The 13,804-nt window shown below is 62.7% G+C and carries 13 protein-coding genes; 10 read left to right on the plus strand and 3 right to left on the minus strand.

Features of this window, described 5'->3' with window-relative positions:
* The first annotated feature begins 36 nt into the window (after window positions 1–36).
* From ABW043_RS00045 to ABW043_RS00055, 3 genes are all read left to right on the plus strand, one after another.
* Entirely contained in the window at window positions 37–1,737 is a 1,701-nt protein-coding gene (locus tag ABW043_RS00045) for an electron transfer flavoprotein-ubiquinone oxidoreductase (RefSeq protein WP_353919202.1), read from the plus strand.
* 95 nt (window positions 1,738–1,832) lie between these two features.
* Entirely contained in the window at window positions 1,833–3,551 is a 1,719-nt protein-coding gene (locus ABW043_RS00050) for a tetratricopeptide repeat protein (RefSeq protein WP_353919203.1), read from the plus strand.
* Window positions 3,552–3,560: 9 nt separating this feature from the next.
* The gene (locus ABW043_RS00055) at window positions 3,561–4,436 is read left to right on the plus strand and encodes a 4-(cytidine 5'-diphospho)-2-C-methyl-D-erythritol kinase (protein ID WP_353919204.1); all 876 of its coding nucleotides are present in this window, start codon (window positions 3,561–3,563) and stop codon (window positions 4,434–4,436) included.
* Here the strand turns inward: ABW043_RS00055 and ABW043_RS00060 are convergent, their stop codons facing one another.
* Complete coding sequence (locus tag ABW043_RS00060) at window positions 4,437–5,456, minus strand: polyprenyl synthetase family protein (protein WP_353919205.1); 1,020 nt, start codon at window positions 5,454–5,456, stop codon at window positions 4,437–4,439. It abuts the gene before it with no gap.
* Between the two features lie 226 nt (window positions 5,457–5,682).
* On the opposite strand from ABW043_RS00060, the gene ABW043_RS00065 reads away from it, so the two are divergent.
* The 5 genes from ABW043_RS00065 (at window position 5,683) to ABW043_RS00085 (ending at window position 9,848) form a co-directional block, all read left to right on the plus strand.
* Window positions 5,683–6,330, plus strand: coding sequence for a tRNA1(Val) (adenine(37)-N6)-methyltransferase (locus ABW043_RS00065; RefSeq protein ID WP_353919206.1), 648 nt, complete (start codon window positions 5,683–5,685; stop codon window positions 6,328–6,330).
* A 45-nt stretch (window positions 6,331–6,375) separates the two neighbouring features.
* On the plus strand, window positions 6,376–7,218 hold the full coding sequence (locus ABW043_RS00070) for a S49 family peptidase (protein ID WP_353919207.1): 843 nt from the start codon (window positions 6,376–6,378) through the stop codon (window positions 7,216–7,218).
* A 12-nt stretch (window positions 7,219–7,230) separates the two neighbouring features.
* Window positions 7,231–7,461 (plus strand): hypothetical protein, encoded by a 231-nt coding sequence (locus tag ABW043_RS00075; protein ID WP_353919208.1) that lies wholly within the window; start codon window positions 7,231–7,233, stop codon window positions 7,459–7,461.
* 62 nt (window positions 7,462–7,523) lie between these two features.
* The gene (locus ABW043_RS00080; RefSeq protein WP_353919209.1) at window positions 7,524–8,495 is read left to right on the plus strand and encodes a LuxR C-terminal-related transcriptional regulator; all 972 of its coding nucleotides are present in this window, start codon (window positions 7,524–7,526) and stop codon (window positions 8,493–8,495) included.
* Between the two features lie 450 nt (window positions 8,496–8,945).
* Entirely contained in the window at window positions 8,946–9,848 is a 903-nt protein-coding gene (locus ABW043_RS00085; RefSeq protein ID WP_353919214.1) for a glycine--tRNA ligase subunit alpha, read from the plus strand.
* Window positions 9,849–9,864: 16 nt separating this feature from the next.
* Here ABW043_RS00085 and rnk read toward each other — a convergent pair whose 3' ends face one another.
* Window positions 9,865–10,272 carry a nucleoside diphosphate kinase regulator gene (gene rnk, locus ABW043_RS00090; protein ID WP_353919210.1) on the minus strand — a complete coding sequence of 136 codons (408 nt, stop codon included), beginning with the start codon at window positions 10,270–10,272 and terminating at the stop codon, window positions 9,865–9,867.
* Window positions 10,273–10,573: 301 nt separating this feature from the next.
* On the opposite strand from rnk, the gene ABW043_RS00095 reads away from it, so the two are divergent.
* Window positions 10,574–11,128 carry a LemA family protein gene (locus ABW043_RS00095; protein ID WP_353919211.1) on the plus strand — a complete coding sequence of 185 codons (555 nt, stop codon included), beginning with the start codon at window positions 10,574–10,576 and terminating at the stop codon, window positions 11,126–11,128.
* A 5-nt stretch (window positions 11,129–11,133) separates the two neighbouring features.
* Window positions 11,134–13,038 (plus strand): DUF2207 domain-containing protein, encoded by a 1,905-nt coding sequence (locus ABW043_RS00100; protein WP_353919212.1) that lies wholly within the window; start codon window positions 11,134–11,136, stop codon window positions 13,036–13,038.
* A 2-nt stretch (window positions 13,039–13,040) separates the two neighbouring features.
* Here ABW043_RS00100 and ABW043_RS00105 read toward each other — a convergent pair whose 3' ends face one another.
* Entirely contained in the window at window positions 13,041–13,589 is a 549-nt protein-coding gene (locus ABW043_RS00105; protein ID WP_353919213.1) for a hypothetical protein, read from the minus strand.
* Window positions 13,590–13,804 lie beyond the last annotated feature (215 nt).

The raw sequence follows: 13,804 nt of genomic DNA on the forward strand, positions 1-13,804 counted from the left end.
TTGTTGAGTTCTCGACCTTGAGACATGGGGCCCGTTATGTCACACCGCATTCGAGGCGACCAGTCGCCTGCCGACGTTGAGGGTTGGACTATGGCCGAAGCTGGCAATCGAGAAACGATTTCGACCGACATTCTGATTGTCGGTGCCGGTCCTTCGGGCCTTGCAGCGGCCATTCGCCTGAAACAGCGCCACCCCGAACTCAGCGTGACAGTGGTGGAAAAGTCGGCCGAGATCGGCGGGCATATTCTTTCCGGCGCCGTGATGGACCCCAAGGGACTCGACGCCCTGCTGCCCGATTGGCGGCTCAAGGGCGCGCCTGTTGGGCCCGATGTCACACATGATACCTTTCATTACCTGACGGAGAAGGGCGATTTCGCGCTGCCACACCTCTTGGTGCCGCCGCAGCTCAAGACGCCGGGGGCGGTGATCGTCAGCCTTGGGCGGCTGGTGCAATGGCTGGGCGAACAGGCGACGGAACTGGGCGTCGACATTTTCCCGATGACAGCGGCCGTCGACGTGTTGCGCACGGGCGATGGTCCGGTGCGCGGCGTGATCACCGGCGATCTCGGGCGGGATGCCGAGGGCAATCCGAAATCGGGCTTTGCCGAGGGCATTGCGCTGGAGGCGAAATATACGCTGATCGCCGAAGGCGCCCGCGGGTCGCTGGCCAAGCAGATCATCGGCGATTTCGATCTTGGTCGCGAGCCACAGAAATATGGGCTTGGCATCAAGGAAGTCTGGGAGATTCCGGCCGAAAAGCACCATGCGGGGCAGGTCGATCATTATCTCGGCTTTCCGCTCGACAACTCGACGGCGGGCGGTGGTTTTGTGTACCATGCCGAGGACAGAAAACTCTATGTGGGGCTTGTCACCTATCTCGACTATGCCGATCCGACGCTGTCGCCCTTCGATGAATTTCAGCGGTTCAAGTTGCACCCTTCCGTGGCAAAAATGCTCGAAGGCGGTACGCGCATAAGCTATGGCGCTCGTGCGGTGACGGCCGGTGGTTGGCGGTCGGTTCCGAGCCTTGCGTTTCCCGGTGGCGGGCTGATCGGCTGTTCGGCCGGCTTCATGAATGCGCCGCGGCTGAAGGCTATCCACAATGCCATTCTCTCCGGCATCGGTGCTGCCGACGCGGTGGGGTCGGCGATTGCCCGGGGCCGGCAACACGATCTCATCGAGGATTTTGCCGAGAGCGTTATGCGCACCGGCATCGAGAAGGAATTGAAGGGCGTCGCCAATGCCAAACCGCTCTGGTCGCGGCTTGGGACGATCATCGGCTCGTTGGCGATCGGTGCCGATCTGTGGGTGGCTGCCATTTTCGGTCGCTCGCCGCTCAATCTGCGCTCGCACGGTGCGCCCGATTTCGCCAAGCTCAAGCTTCGCGCGGAAGTGAAAGGGCGCAGCTATGCGCGTCCCGATGGCAAGCTGACCTTTGATCGCGCCTCCTCGGTTTTCCTCGCCAATCTGGCGCATGACGAGGACCAGCCGGTTCATCTCAGGCTGAAGGACCCGACGATTCCCGTGCGCGAAAACCTGCCGCGCTATGGCGAACCGGCGCCGCTTTATTGCCCGGCGGGCGTCTATGAAATGGCGACCGAGAACGACGCGCCGGTGTTCCGCATCCATGCGGCCAACTGCGTTCACTGCAAGACCTGCGATATCAAGGACCCTGCCCAGAACATCACCTGGGTGCCGCCCGAGGGTGGTAGCGGGCCCAATTACAGCGGAATGTGACCGCGCATAAGCCGCGCGGCCTTGCGGCGCAGTCGTAAAACGGACAATCTTTGCAGCCACAGCGTGCCGGCAGCGGCATATGGAGAATACTGCACGTGACCTTGCTTTCGAACCGACTGGCCCGGCCCATTCTGGCGACGATCCTCGCACTGGCTATGGTGCCTGCGGCTTCGGCCCAGACGAGCAGTTCCAATCTGCTCGACATGCTGCAGCTTTTCCGTCCCAGCGCGACCGGCTCTTACCTCGCCGGACGCCAGGCACTCGAAGAACTGCGCACCGGCGAAGCGGCCCGCTATTTCAACGAAGCGGCGCAGAGCGACTGGGACAATCCGGTGCTCGTCGAACGCTCCTTCATTGCCTTTGCCGCCAATGGGCAGATCGGGCAATCGGCCCAGGTCGCCAAGCGGCTCAAGGAACTGGTAGGCCAGAACGAGCTGGCCGAACTGGTGATCGCCACCGAGGCGCTCAAGGAGCGCCGCTACGGCGCGGCCGGCACGGCACTTGAAACGATCTCGCAGGATACTTTCACCGGCATCACGGCCAGCATTTTGCGGGCCTGGGCGCTGGTTGGTGACAAGCGCTACGAGGAAGCGGACGCAATTCTCGCCAAGCTCGGCGATACCGGGCTTGAAGACTTTCTGGTTTTCCACCGCGCCCTGATGGCGGAAGTTGCCGGAGAAAAGGCCAAGGCGCTGGAACTGGCGGCCCAGGCTTTTGAAAACGAGCCCTATGTCGCGCGCATGGTGGAAGTCTATTCGCGCATGCTGGCCAATGAAGGGCGCTTCGATGAAGCGGCCGAAGTGATCGCGACGTTTGAAGATCAGGGACTGACCCATCCGCTCGTCACCGTGGTCAAGGAAGCCGTGGAAGCCAAGCGCCGCCCCGGTGTCTTTGCGACCAATGTGCAGCTCGGCGCCGCCGAAATGTTCCACGGTATCGGTGTTGCCCTGTCGCGCGACGGCAGCAAGGACCTGGCGCTGGTCTTCCTGCGCCTCGGCCACTATCTCGACCCCAATGCCGACGTCATCGGCCTTGCCGCGGGCCTGCTGCTCGATTCCGAAGGCCAGCACGATGCGGCCAATGCAATCTATGACGGCGTCGCCTCGTCTTCGCCGATGAAGCCGACGGCCGTCGTGCGCGTCGCGCAAAACCTCGACGCCATGGGCGATCGCGCCGAAGCGCTGCGGCGCCTGCGCAATATCGTGGCGACGCGCCCCGAAGATCTCGACGCCGTTTCGGTGCTGGGCGACCTGCTGCGCTATGACGAGCAATATGTCGAAGCCGTCGACGCCTATACCAAGGCGCTTGAGATCACTGGTGGCGATTCTCCGGCCGACTGGCGCTTTTATTATGTGCGCGGCATTGCCAATGAACGCGCAAAGCTCTGGCCCGCGGCCGAGGCCGATTTCCTCAAGGCACTCGAACTCAATCCCGATCAGCCTTCGGTGCTCAACTACCTTGGCTATTCCTGGATCGACATGGACATGAACCTCGATGAGGCTCTTGGCATGATCGAGAAAGCCGTCGAGGCGCAGCCGCAGGATGGCTATGTCGTCGATTCGCTCGGCTGGGCTTTCTACAAGCTTGGCCGCATCGATGAAGCGGTCGAGACGCTGGAGCGCGCCGTGATGCTGCGACCCAACGATGCCGAGATCAACGACCACCTGGGTGATGCCTATTGGAAGGCCGGGCGGCGTCTTGAAGCCCAGTTCCAGTGGAAGGTCGCCAAGTCGGTGGACGAGGTTGGCAACGTGGCCGAACGCGTGGGCCCGAAACTCACCGATGGCCTGACCCCGGAAACCGCGACGGAATAGTCCGCCAGCATGACGGAAACTTTTGTTGAAGCAGCGCCAGCCAAGATCAATCTGGCGCTGCATGTCACGCGTCGGCGTGAAGACGGCTATCACGACCTCGAAAGCCTGATCGTCTTTGCCGATGTGGCGGACGAGCTGGAGGCCGTCGAGGCGGATACCGACAGCCTCGAAATTTCCGGGCCGTTTGCGGCGGCGCTAGGAACGGGCGGCACCAATCTCGTTATGCGGGCGCTCGGCGCCTTTCGACAACGCTGGCCGGGGATCGTGCCCGATGGGCTGGCGATGCATCTGGTCAAGCATTTGCCGGTCGCGGCGGGCATCGGCGGCGGCTCGGCGGATGCGGCCGCGGCTCTGCGCATCCTCGTGCGGATGGCGAGTGCGCCTGTGCCGTTTTCGGAGCTGGCAGATCTCGCGGCAACGCTTGGCGCCGATGTTCCCGCGTGCCTCATGAGCCGGCCGCTGGTGGCGCGGGGCGTGGGCGAGATTCTTTCCCCGCTCTCGGCCTTTCCTACCGCGCATATCGTGCTGGTCAATCCGCTGGTGCCGGTGGCGACGGCGGATGTGTTTCGGCGGCTGCGGGCCCACGACAACTATGCGTTGCCCGCCTTGCCTGAGCCGCTGACGCGGCCGGCCCAGCTTGGCCTATGGCTGGCGGAAACGCGTAACGACCTGCAGCCACCCGCCGTAAAGCTGGTGCCGGAGATCGGCTTTATCGTTGACGATCTGGCGCAGACACAGGGCTGCATCCTGTCGCGCATGTCGGGCTCAGGCGCGACGGTGTTCGGGCTTTTTGGCTCCGAGGGGCAGGCTTATCAGGCCGCGCAGGTCATGCGCGAGCGCAATCCCGATCATTGGGTCGCCGCCGCGCCGCTGATCGTTCCGTGACTACGAGGCGCGGCTGACGCTGTGCAGCACGACTTCGCCGAGGAGCGTCTTCATTTCGCTTTCGGGGAGGCCGGCAAGCGCTTCTACGGCCGCAGCAGCGTGGGCGCGGGCCTTTTCGAGCGTGCGGGCCAGCGTGTTGTGGCGATTGAAGATCGCGACGACCTGGCTGACTTCCAGTTCTGAGGCATCGACCTTGCCGAGGGCGCCGGCAATGATGGCGCGTTCGGCTTCGCTGCCTTCGGCGAGCGCCAGGATGACCGGCAGGGTCATCTTGCCTTCGCGAAGGTCGTCGCCGACATTCTTGCCCAGTGCGCCGGACTGCCCACCATAGTCGAGCGCGTCGTCGACGAGCTGGAAAGCATTGCCGAGTTCGAGGCCATATTGAGCCAGAGCCGTGCGGCCGGCTTCATCGGCGCCGCCGGAAATGGCGCCGACTTCACAGGCCGCCTTGAAGAGAACAGCGGTCTTGGCGCGGATCACTTCGGCATAATCGGCTTCGGTGGTCGTGAGGTCGCCGGTCTTGGCGAGCTGGAACACTTCGCCTTCGGCCATGACGGCAGAGGCGGCCGAGAGCACGCCGAGCGAGCCGATATCGCCGGTTTCGACCATCATCATGAAGGCCTGGCCGAGGAGAAAATCGCCGACCAGGATGGATGCCTTGTTGCCCCAGACCATGCGAGCCGCAGGCTTCCCGCGGCGCATGTCGCTCTCGTCGACGACATCGTCGTGGAGCAGGGTAGCATTGTGCATGAATTCGACGGCGGCGGCGAAATTGACTTCGTTGCCCTTGCCATTGCCAAAGAGCATGGCGGCGGCGACGGTCAGCATGGGGCGCAGGCGCTTGCCGCCGCTCTCGATAAGATAGCGGGCAAGTTCGGGGACCATGTCGACATGCGACTCGGCACGGCTCAGGATCAGTGTATTGACCTTGGCCATCTCGTCGGCGGTCGCTGCCAGGAGTTTGTCGACCGGATTGCCTGTCGGCATGTTTTTCTTCTGGGTCAGAACTGAGACCGCCATTACCGTCCTCGTTGCCGCCGGCGGCAAATCGGTTGAGCCCGCCATATCAGCGCATATAAACTCGCGCAGAACCAGCTTTCAGGGTGCGATGTCCCTAGACCAGCCGACTGACTTTGTAAAACACCAAACCACAACGCGCGATGCCTTTTTGGCGGGCCGGATCACTCTGTCGCAACCTAAACACGGCTTCCGGGCCGGGTCGGACAGCGTTCTCCTGGGAGCCGCAGTGCGGGCAGGCACGAAAACCCTGCTCGATCTAGGTGCCGGCGTGGGCACGGCGTCGCTCGCTGCTCTGGCTCTGGAGCGGGCAGAGACGGCGACGCTTTTGGAGCGGCACGCCGAAACCATCGATCTGGCGCGGCAGAATATCGTCGACAACGGCTTTGAAGCCCGCGCCGAGGTGCTGGCCCTCGACATCCTCGATCGCCCGGCGACGCGCAGTGCGGCGGGGCTCAAGAGCAACCACTTCGAGGCGGTCATCGCCAATCCCCCCTATTTCGAAGCGGGGCAGGGGACGCTGGCGCCTGAGGCCAGCAAGGCTGATGCGCGGCACATGGCCGAGGAGAGCCTTGATGCCTGGGTGCGCTGCGCGGCGGGTTGCGCGGCCGGCGATGGCGTTTTCACCATCATCTATCCCGCAAGGGGCATGGTGCCGCTCCTCGCGGCGCTCGCCCCGCGATTCGGTGCGCTGACCATCTTGCCGATTTCCCCGCGCCCCGGCGAAAACGTCACGCGTCTTCTGGTGCGTGGCGTGAAAGGCTCGCGCGTACCGCTGACATTGCTCGCGAGCAGGGCGCTTCACGGCGCGACGGGCCGGGAATATGCCCCCGAATTCGAGGCGGTTTTTCGTGGGCAAGCGGTGCTCGACTGGTAATCCGTCTCGGCCATGCCTAAATCACTGGGAAATCAAGGAGAGGACATGGCTGGAACACCTGCCCGCAAGCCGAACTGGTTCGTCCGTCTGTTTCGCCGTCCCACCACCATACCGGTCGTACGCCTCCACGGCGTGATCGCTGCCGAGCAGCGCCCGGGCCGGCTCAACATCGAATCCGTCGAGCCACTGCTTAAACGCGCTTTTGACATGCGTTCGGCCCCGGCCGTGGCCATCGTCGTCAATTCGCCCGGTGGCTCGCCGGTGCAGAGCCGGCTGATTTCCAATCGCATAAGGCAGCTTGCCGACGAAACGGGAAAACCCGTGCTGGTCTTTGTCGAGGATGCTGCGGCCTCGGGCGGCTATTTTATCGCTGTGGCCGGCGACGAGATCATTGTCGATCCCTCTTCGATCGTTGGCTCGATCGGGGTCATCATGGCGACTTTCGGCTTTGTCGGCGCGCTAGAAAAGCTCGGCGTCGAGCGGCGCGTGCATACGGCAGGGCGGAACAAGTCGACGCTCGACCCCTTCCTCCCCGAAAAGAGCGAAGACGTGGAGCGTATCAAGCGCTTCGAACTCGATATCCATCAGGTTTTCATCGACCATGTGAAGCGCCATCGCACCGGCAAGCTCAAGGCTGATGACGACGTGCTTTTCACCGGCGAATGGTGGCCGGGTATGCGCGGGGTCGAACTGGGGCTGGTGGACAGTATCGGTGAACTGCACTCGACCCTGCGCGAGCGCTATGGTCGCGACATCGTGCTCAAACCCATTGCGGCGAAAAGGCCGTTCTTTGCGCTGCCCCGTCTCGGCTTTTCGGCTCAGGGCGTGGTAGATGACGTAACGACCACCATTGATGATCGCGCGCTCTGGGCGCGCCTGGGGCTTTAGACCGAGACCGCCATGTTGCTGCGTATCCTGATATTCACCGTACTGGCGCTGATGGTCTATTTCGGCGTTCGTCGCATCTGGAAAGACTGGACCCAGAAGTTCGATAGCGATGCGAAGGAAGAAAAGCGCCTGCGCCAGGAGCGCGATCTGGCCGAGCGCAAGCGGCCTGATGTGATCGATCTCAAGCGCGGCGACGACGGCACTTTCCGGCCCAAGGACAAGGATAACGGCCGCGGCAATTGAGATTGCGCGGGGCGGCCCGCAGTTCTACCCTCCTCTGACGTCTGTCTTGGGAGGGCATTCCAATGGGCCTCGACGACGATCGCGCGGAAATCATCGCGCTTATGCATGCCAATCGCATCGGTATCTGGACATCGGATTATCCGGCATGGGCAGAGTGCTTCGCCCATGAACCCTATACGGTCCGCTTCGGCTATTGGGCGGGCGGCGGCACCTTTGTGCGGCGCGGCTGGGAAGACATTTCGCGCCGCGCCAAGGCGCATATCGAAAACCACGAAATCCCCTACAACGCCGACTATGCCTACAAGACCACGATCGAGAACCTCGACCTCAGGATAAGCGGGGACATGGCCTGGGCGTTCTACAACCAGCAATATCCCGGCTACGACTATCCCGGTCACATCGGGCCGGGCTTCACCAACGAGTTTCGCGTGTTCGAGCGGCATGATGGGCGCTGGAAAATCGCCGCCATGTGCTTTTTCGACAATAACGCCGGCCGGAAGGGCTCTGCCATGCTGATCCTCGACGGTGAGGGGCGGGTGAAGTGGACAAGCCCCGACGCTCAGCAGAGATTGCTGGACGATGATGATCTGGTCATTCGCGGCGGCAGGCTGCGCGTGCGCGACAGCGCTTGCGATCGCAAATTGCAGGCGGTGCTGCGCTGGGCCGCGGGGATCGATGGCGGCTATAATTCGGGACGCGGCAGTGTGCCGATCGTATTGGGCGCCGGTGAGGGCCTCCCGACGCGGGTCTGGTGGGTGAAGGCAGAGGCGGGCTCGATCTATTTCCTTCTGGACGGGGCGGGTCTTGCCGAGGACCGGCTCGACCAGGCCGCGATCATTTTTGGCCTCTCGTCAGGACAAAGGCGGCTTGCCGGCCATATTGCCGATGGGCTGAGCCTGCCCGAGGCGGCCAAAGAGATGGGCGTTTCCACCAATACGGTACGCACCCATCTCCATCGCATCTTTGAGAAGACCGGCGTGCACAACCAGCCAGCGCTGGTGCGGGTGTTGCTCTCGGTTGGCGTCCCGGCCTGAATGTCATCCGATCGGGCGACATGCTTTCGTCGTCTGATCCGCTGACAACACATCCCGTGGCGCGGGATTAGCCTCTCCTCATTCCACCGAGGAGGGATGAGCCATCACCACCATCGCAATTCATACCCCTGGCCAGCAGCGAGCGCTGTCGTTCGGCGACTGGCAAAGGCTTCTCCATCGCCTGGCAGTACTTCGCAGGCTATGGCGGCGGCGGCGCGCAAGGCGGGACTATCTCGCCCACATAATGCGCGAAACGGCCGACCCAAAGCTGCTTGAAGACGCGGGCATTGCCCCGATGCCACAGAGTTCGATCGAAAACTGGGCGAGGACCATGCTTTATCATCAGCAGCATTAGGCGGGAACAAGTTGACCGGAAAGGGTCGGGCGAATACGTTCCGCCCGCTCTTTCCTGCCGGACCTATTGCCCCGATGACCAATCGCCCCGCTCACATGGACCCGAAGAATTCCTTCCAGGGTCTGATCCTGACGCTCCAGAATTTCTGGGCCGAGCAGGGTTGTGTCATTCTCCAGCCCTATGACATGCAGATGGGCGCCGGTACGTTCCATACCGCGACGACGCTGCGCGCCCTGGGGCCCAAGCCCTGGAAGGCCGCCTATGTGCAGCCTTCGCGCCGCCCCAAGGATGGGCGCTATGGCGAGAACCCCAACCGGCTGCAGCACTATTACCAGTTCCAGGTGATCCTGAAGCCCTCGCCGGACAATATCCAGCAGCTCTATCTCGACTCGCTGGCGGCTATCGGGCTCGATGCCGGGCTGCACGACATTCGCTTCGTCGAAGACGACTGGGAAAGCCCGACGCTGGGCGCCTGGGGTCTTGGCTGGGAATGCTGGTGCGACGGCATGGAAGTTTCCCAGTTCACCTATTTCCAGCAGGTGGCGGGGTTCGAATGCTCGCCGGTGCCGGGCGAAATCACCTATGGGCTCGAACGCCTCGCCATGTATGTGCAGGGCGTCGAGAACGTCTACGACCTCAATTTCAACGGCCGCGAAGGCGACGACAAGGTCACCTATGGCGACGTGTTCCTGCAGAATGAGCAGGAACAATCGAAGTACAACTTTGAAGCCTCGGACACCGAAATCCTCTTCCGCCACTTCGAGGACGCGGAAAAGGAATGCCGCGCCATCCTCGCCAAGGGCGCCGAAGGCAATCGCCAGACCATGGCAATCCCGGCCTATGAGCAGGTCGTCAAAGCCTCGCACAATTTCAACATGCTCGATGCACGCGGCGTGATCTCGGTCACCGAGCGCCAGAGCTATATCCTGCGCATTCGCGAACTGGCCAAGGCTTGTGGCGAGGCCTGGCTACAGACCGCAGGCGGCGGCGCGGAGTAATCCGCGCCCTCTTCCTTCACGCCACCTGCGGCGCCAGCACGGACACCACCGTCAACTTGTGGCGCTTGTCGGCGCGGTCGCGCCAGGTGATGGACTGGCCGGCCTTGAGGCCGACGAGAGCCGTGCCGATGGGTGTCATCACCGAGATGCGGCCAGTTTCGATGTCGGCGTCGGCTGGGTAGACGAGCGTGACGGTCTGTTCCTTGTCGGCATTGGTGACATAGGTGATCGACGAGCCCATGCGCACGACGCCTTCGGGCAGTTTTTCGTCGGCGATGACCTTGGCGCGTTCAAGCTCTTCGAGCAGCCGGTCGGCAAGATCGGGCAGGCGCTCGAGGCTGGCGAGCGCGAGGGAATTGAGTTTGGCGTGATCGGCCCGGCCGAGCGTGATGGCGGGCGCAAGATCCCTGCGGATTTCGTTCATTTTAGAAAGTCCTGATTGGCTCCGGGCTGCGCAGATGTGCAGCGTCCGAAGCGGTCTTGAATGAGGGTGAACTGGGAGCCGGGTGGCGAAAGTGCCTGAACCCTAAGCAGGCTCCGGCGCGCGCATGCCTAGGGAATCTATCCTGCGAGCAGGATGGTGCAGCAATGGCTTGGGCGCGAACTGTTCATGGACGTAAAGCTAGGGATTGCGCCGGGGAAGTCAAGCCCGACGCTCCGGCGCCCATTGCAAGGTTTTCAGCAAACTGCCAGTGTCCGGCCCGAACGCTTTGAGGGACGCGCCTATGGAATGGGTCATTCTTGCGCTGGTGGCTGCTGCTGCCGGCTATGCCATCACCATCTACAACGGCCTGGTGAAAAACCGGCAGATGGTCGAGGAGGGCTGGTCGGGCATCGATGTGCAATTGAAGCGCCGCACCGATCTTATTCCCAACCTGCTCGAAACAGTGAAGGGCTATATGACCCACGAGCGCGAGACGCTCGAAGCCGTCACCAATGCCCGCGCCGCGGCGACCTCCGCTGCCAATGGTACGCCCGAACAGCGCGCTGCGGCGGAAGGCCAGCTCTCGTCGGCACTGGGCCGCCTGATCGCGACCGCCGAGGCCTATCCCGACCTCAAGGCCAACACCAATTTCCTCGAATTCCAGGCCGCGCTGCAGACGGTGGAAGACGAAATCCAGATGTCGCGCCGCTATTACAACGGCGCGGTGCGGAACCTCAACGTTCAGGTCGAATCCTTCCCTTCGAACCTGATCGCCAATGCCTTCAAGTTCATCAAGGCACAGTATTTCGAGCTTGAGAACGAGGCCGACAGGCAGGTTCCGACCGTAAAGTTCTAAAGCCCATGAATGCCCTCGGCAGACTGCTTCTCGCCCTTGGTCTGGTGCTCGCTTTGGCTTTGCCCGCGGCAGCGCGCGAGGAAATTCGCGCCTTTGCTGCGGACGTGACGCTGCGCACCGATGGTTCGGTGCGCGTGATCGAAACCGTGGATGTCCGCGCCGAGGGCAATCAGATCCGGCGCGGCATCTATCGCGATATTCCCATCGTCCTGCTTGGGCCCTCGGGCAACAAGATCAGGGTCGGGCTCGAGGTTGAATCGGTGAAACGCGATGGCGACGCCGAGGACTTTCGCGTCGAGCGCATGGGCAATTTCCAGCGCATCTGGATCGGCAACTCGGACCGCCTCATCGCCGTCGGCGAGCATCGCTTTGTGATCACCTATGTCATGGATCGCATGGCGCGCAGCTTTGCCGATCACGACGAGCTTTATTGGAACGCCACGGGCAATTACTGGGACTTTCCAATCCTGAAATCGGTAGCGCGGGTGACCTTGCCCGATGGCGCGGTGATCTCCGAACTTTCGGCCTATACGGGTGTTGCCGGCGCAACCGAACAGGCGGTGACCATTACGCGCAATTCGGACACGGAAGCGACGTTCCGCACCCAGCGCGCCCTCGCCGCCGGCGAGGGCATGAGTTTTGCCGTGTCCTTCCAGAAGGGCATCATCCAGCTTCCGCAGGGTTTTGATGCACTCTTGCAGGAAGCATCGGACCTTCGCGAAGTCTGGCTGCCGGTGGTCGCGGTTCTCTTGCTGCTCGCCTATAATTTTGGTGCCTGGTGGCGCGTGGGACGCGACCCGCCCAAGGGCACGATCATCCCGCTTTTTCATCCCCCCAAGGATTTTTCGCCTGCCCTGACGCACTACGTGCACAAGTGGGGTTTTGCCAATGCTGGCTGGACCGCCATGACGGCCGCGATCTTCAATCTCGGCGTGCGTGGTCTCGTGACCATCGACAATCGCGACGATGCGCTCACCGTCAAGGCGACGGGCAAGGAGCCCGATACCCGTCTGCCGGTCGGGGAAGAAGTGCTGTTTCGCTACTTTTCCGACAAGCGCAGCGTGACCATCGACAAGTCCACGGGCCCCGGCCTTGCGACCAAGCGCAACGAGTTCATGGCCGCGCTTCAGCGGGAGAACCGCAATGTCTGGTTCAACCACAATATCGGCTTTGCCGTCCTTGGCGTGGTGCTCATGATCCTGACGCTGATCGGCATGGTGGCACTCGATGTGCTTGAGCCGGTCTGGCTTGTCGTTGCCGCGGTCGGGGGCATTTTTGCGGCCGTCATCGGTTCGATCGTTTTCAACGCGCTGCGCGCCGGCGGCTGGCAGCGCTACCTGACCGGAGTGATCGTCGGTATTTTTGCGTTCAATTTCGTTGGCGGCATGGTCGAGACGTTTTCAAGCCTGACCATCAATTCCGCCGCGCTCGCCGCGGGGTCGATGGTGCTGATCACCGCCATCTTCGCGGTTTTGATGCGCGCCCCGACGGTGCAGGGCCGCAAGGTCATGGACGAGATCGACGGGTTCAAGCTCTATCTCGACACGGCGGAAAAGAACCGGCTCAACATCAGCAACGAGCCGCCCATGAGCGTGGAACGGTTCGAACGCATCCTGCCCTATGCCATCGCGCTTGGCGTCGAAAAGCCCTGGTCCGAGCATTTCGATGCCGAATTGGCGCGCAATGCCGTTGTCGATGCGCGTGAGGGCTATTCGCCGGGTTGGTATTATGGACCGCGCGGGGGATTTTCGTCCGGCTCGCTATCCAATGCCATCGCCGGCGCCTCGTCCGGCATGGCCGCCGCCATGGTCGCGGCGCAGCCGGTGCAGGCCAGTTCGTCCGGCTCCAGTAGTGGCGGCGGCGGGTTTTCCGGCGGCGGTGGCGGCGGTGGTGGCGGGGGCGGCTGGTAGCGTCAGCCTTCCACAAATCGCACTTGCCGGGAGAGGAGCGAGCGGAGCACCGCCCTGTCGCGCCGGGGCAGGGCCGTGTCGTAGAGCAGCAGTTCCACCGGACGCCAGAGGCCGACCCAGCCGGCAATGTTGAAGCCTTCTGCGAGAAGGCGATGAATGAATTCGGGCATGAACGAGGTGTTCGATAGCGTGCCCGACAAGGCCAGACACGCCGCGAGAAAACCGAGGCCCCGCAAGAGCGCATGCCGGCCACTGCTGACGAGTTGCTGGCTGTCGAGGTCGAGATCGGCGATGCGGTCGGCGCAATACCCCCGCAGGGCAGCCTCGAAGGCCTCTTCGTGGCCCGCGACGCCGGAGCCGCCGGGCATCCTGAAAATGATGTTGGGGCGATAGTGGCGCTGGGCGCGATCGAGCGTCAGCTCCCGCACGAGTTGTTCGACGCCGGAGCGGGTCTCGAAGCGCCCGGCGAACGGATCGGGCACCGGCGCGACGAACAGTTCGCCGGGATGATTGAGCACGATCTCTATGCTGTCAGACCGGTGTGGGGTCATGCGCATGTCCGGCTTGGCCAATGTTTGTTGCGAGCTTGCCGCAACGGCATGGACTTTGTCAGCAGGCATTGCTAGGCAATCCCCGCCTTTGTCTTGCTGGTGCCTTTCATGCCCGAACTCCTGCTCGAACTTTTTTCCGAGGAAATTCCCGCCCGCTTCCAGCGGCGCGCTGCCGAAGACCTCAAGAAAGCCGTGACCAATGCTCTGGTCGATGC

The sequence above is a fragment of the Devosia sp. genome (genome assembly GCF_040509215.1).
Taxonomy (GTDB): domain Bacteria; phylum Pseudomonadota; class Alphaproteobacteria; order Rhizobiales; family Devosiaceae; genus Devosia.

Coding starts and splice junctions, on each gene's coding strand:
- ABW043_RS00045 (WP_353919202.1), top strand. CDS start 37: ATGTCACACCGCATTCGAGGCGACCAGTCGCCTGCCGACGTTGAGGGT.
- ABW043_RS00055 (WP_353919204.1), top strand. CDS start 3,561: ATGACGGAAACTTTTGTTGAAGCAGCGCCAGCCAAGATCAATCTGGCG.
- ABW043_RS00060 (WP_353919205.1), bottom strand. CDS start 5,456: ATGGCGGTCTCAGTTCTGACCCAGAAGAAAAACATGCCGACAGGCAAT.
- ABW043_RS00070 (WP_353919207.1), top strand. CDS start 6,376: ATGGCTGGAACACCTGCCCGCAAGCCGAACTGGTTCGTCCGTCTGTTT.
- ABW043_RS00075 (WP_353919208.1), top strand. CDS start 7,231: ATGTTGCTGCGTATCCTGATATTCACCGTACTGGCGCTGATGGTCTAT.
- ABW043_RS00080 (WP_353919209.1), top strand. CDS start 7,524: ATGGGCCTCGACGACGATCGCGCGGAAATCATCGCGCTTATGCATGCC.
- ABW043_RS00085 (WP_353919214.1), top strand. CDS start 8,946: ATGGACCCGAAGAATTCCTTCCAGGGTCTGATCCTGACGCTCCAGAAT.
- rnk (WP_353919210.1), bottom strand. CDS start 10,272: ATGAACGAAATCCGCAGGGATCTTGCGCCCGCCATCACGCTCGGCCGG.
- ABW043_RS00095 (WP_353919211.1), top strand. CDS start 10,574: ATGGAATGGGTCATTCTTGCGCTGGTGGCTGCTGCTGCCGGCTATGCC.
- ABW043_RS00100 (WP_353919212.1), top strand. CDS start 11,134: ATGAATGCCCTCGGCAGACTGCTTCTCGCCCTTGGTCTGGTGCTCGCT.
- ABW043_RS00105 (WP_353919213.1), bottom strand. CDS start 13,589: ATGACCCCACACCGGTCTGACAGCATAGAGATCGTGCTCAATCATCCC.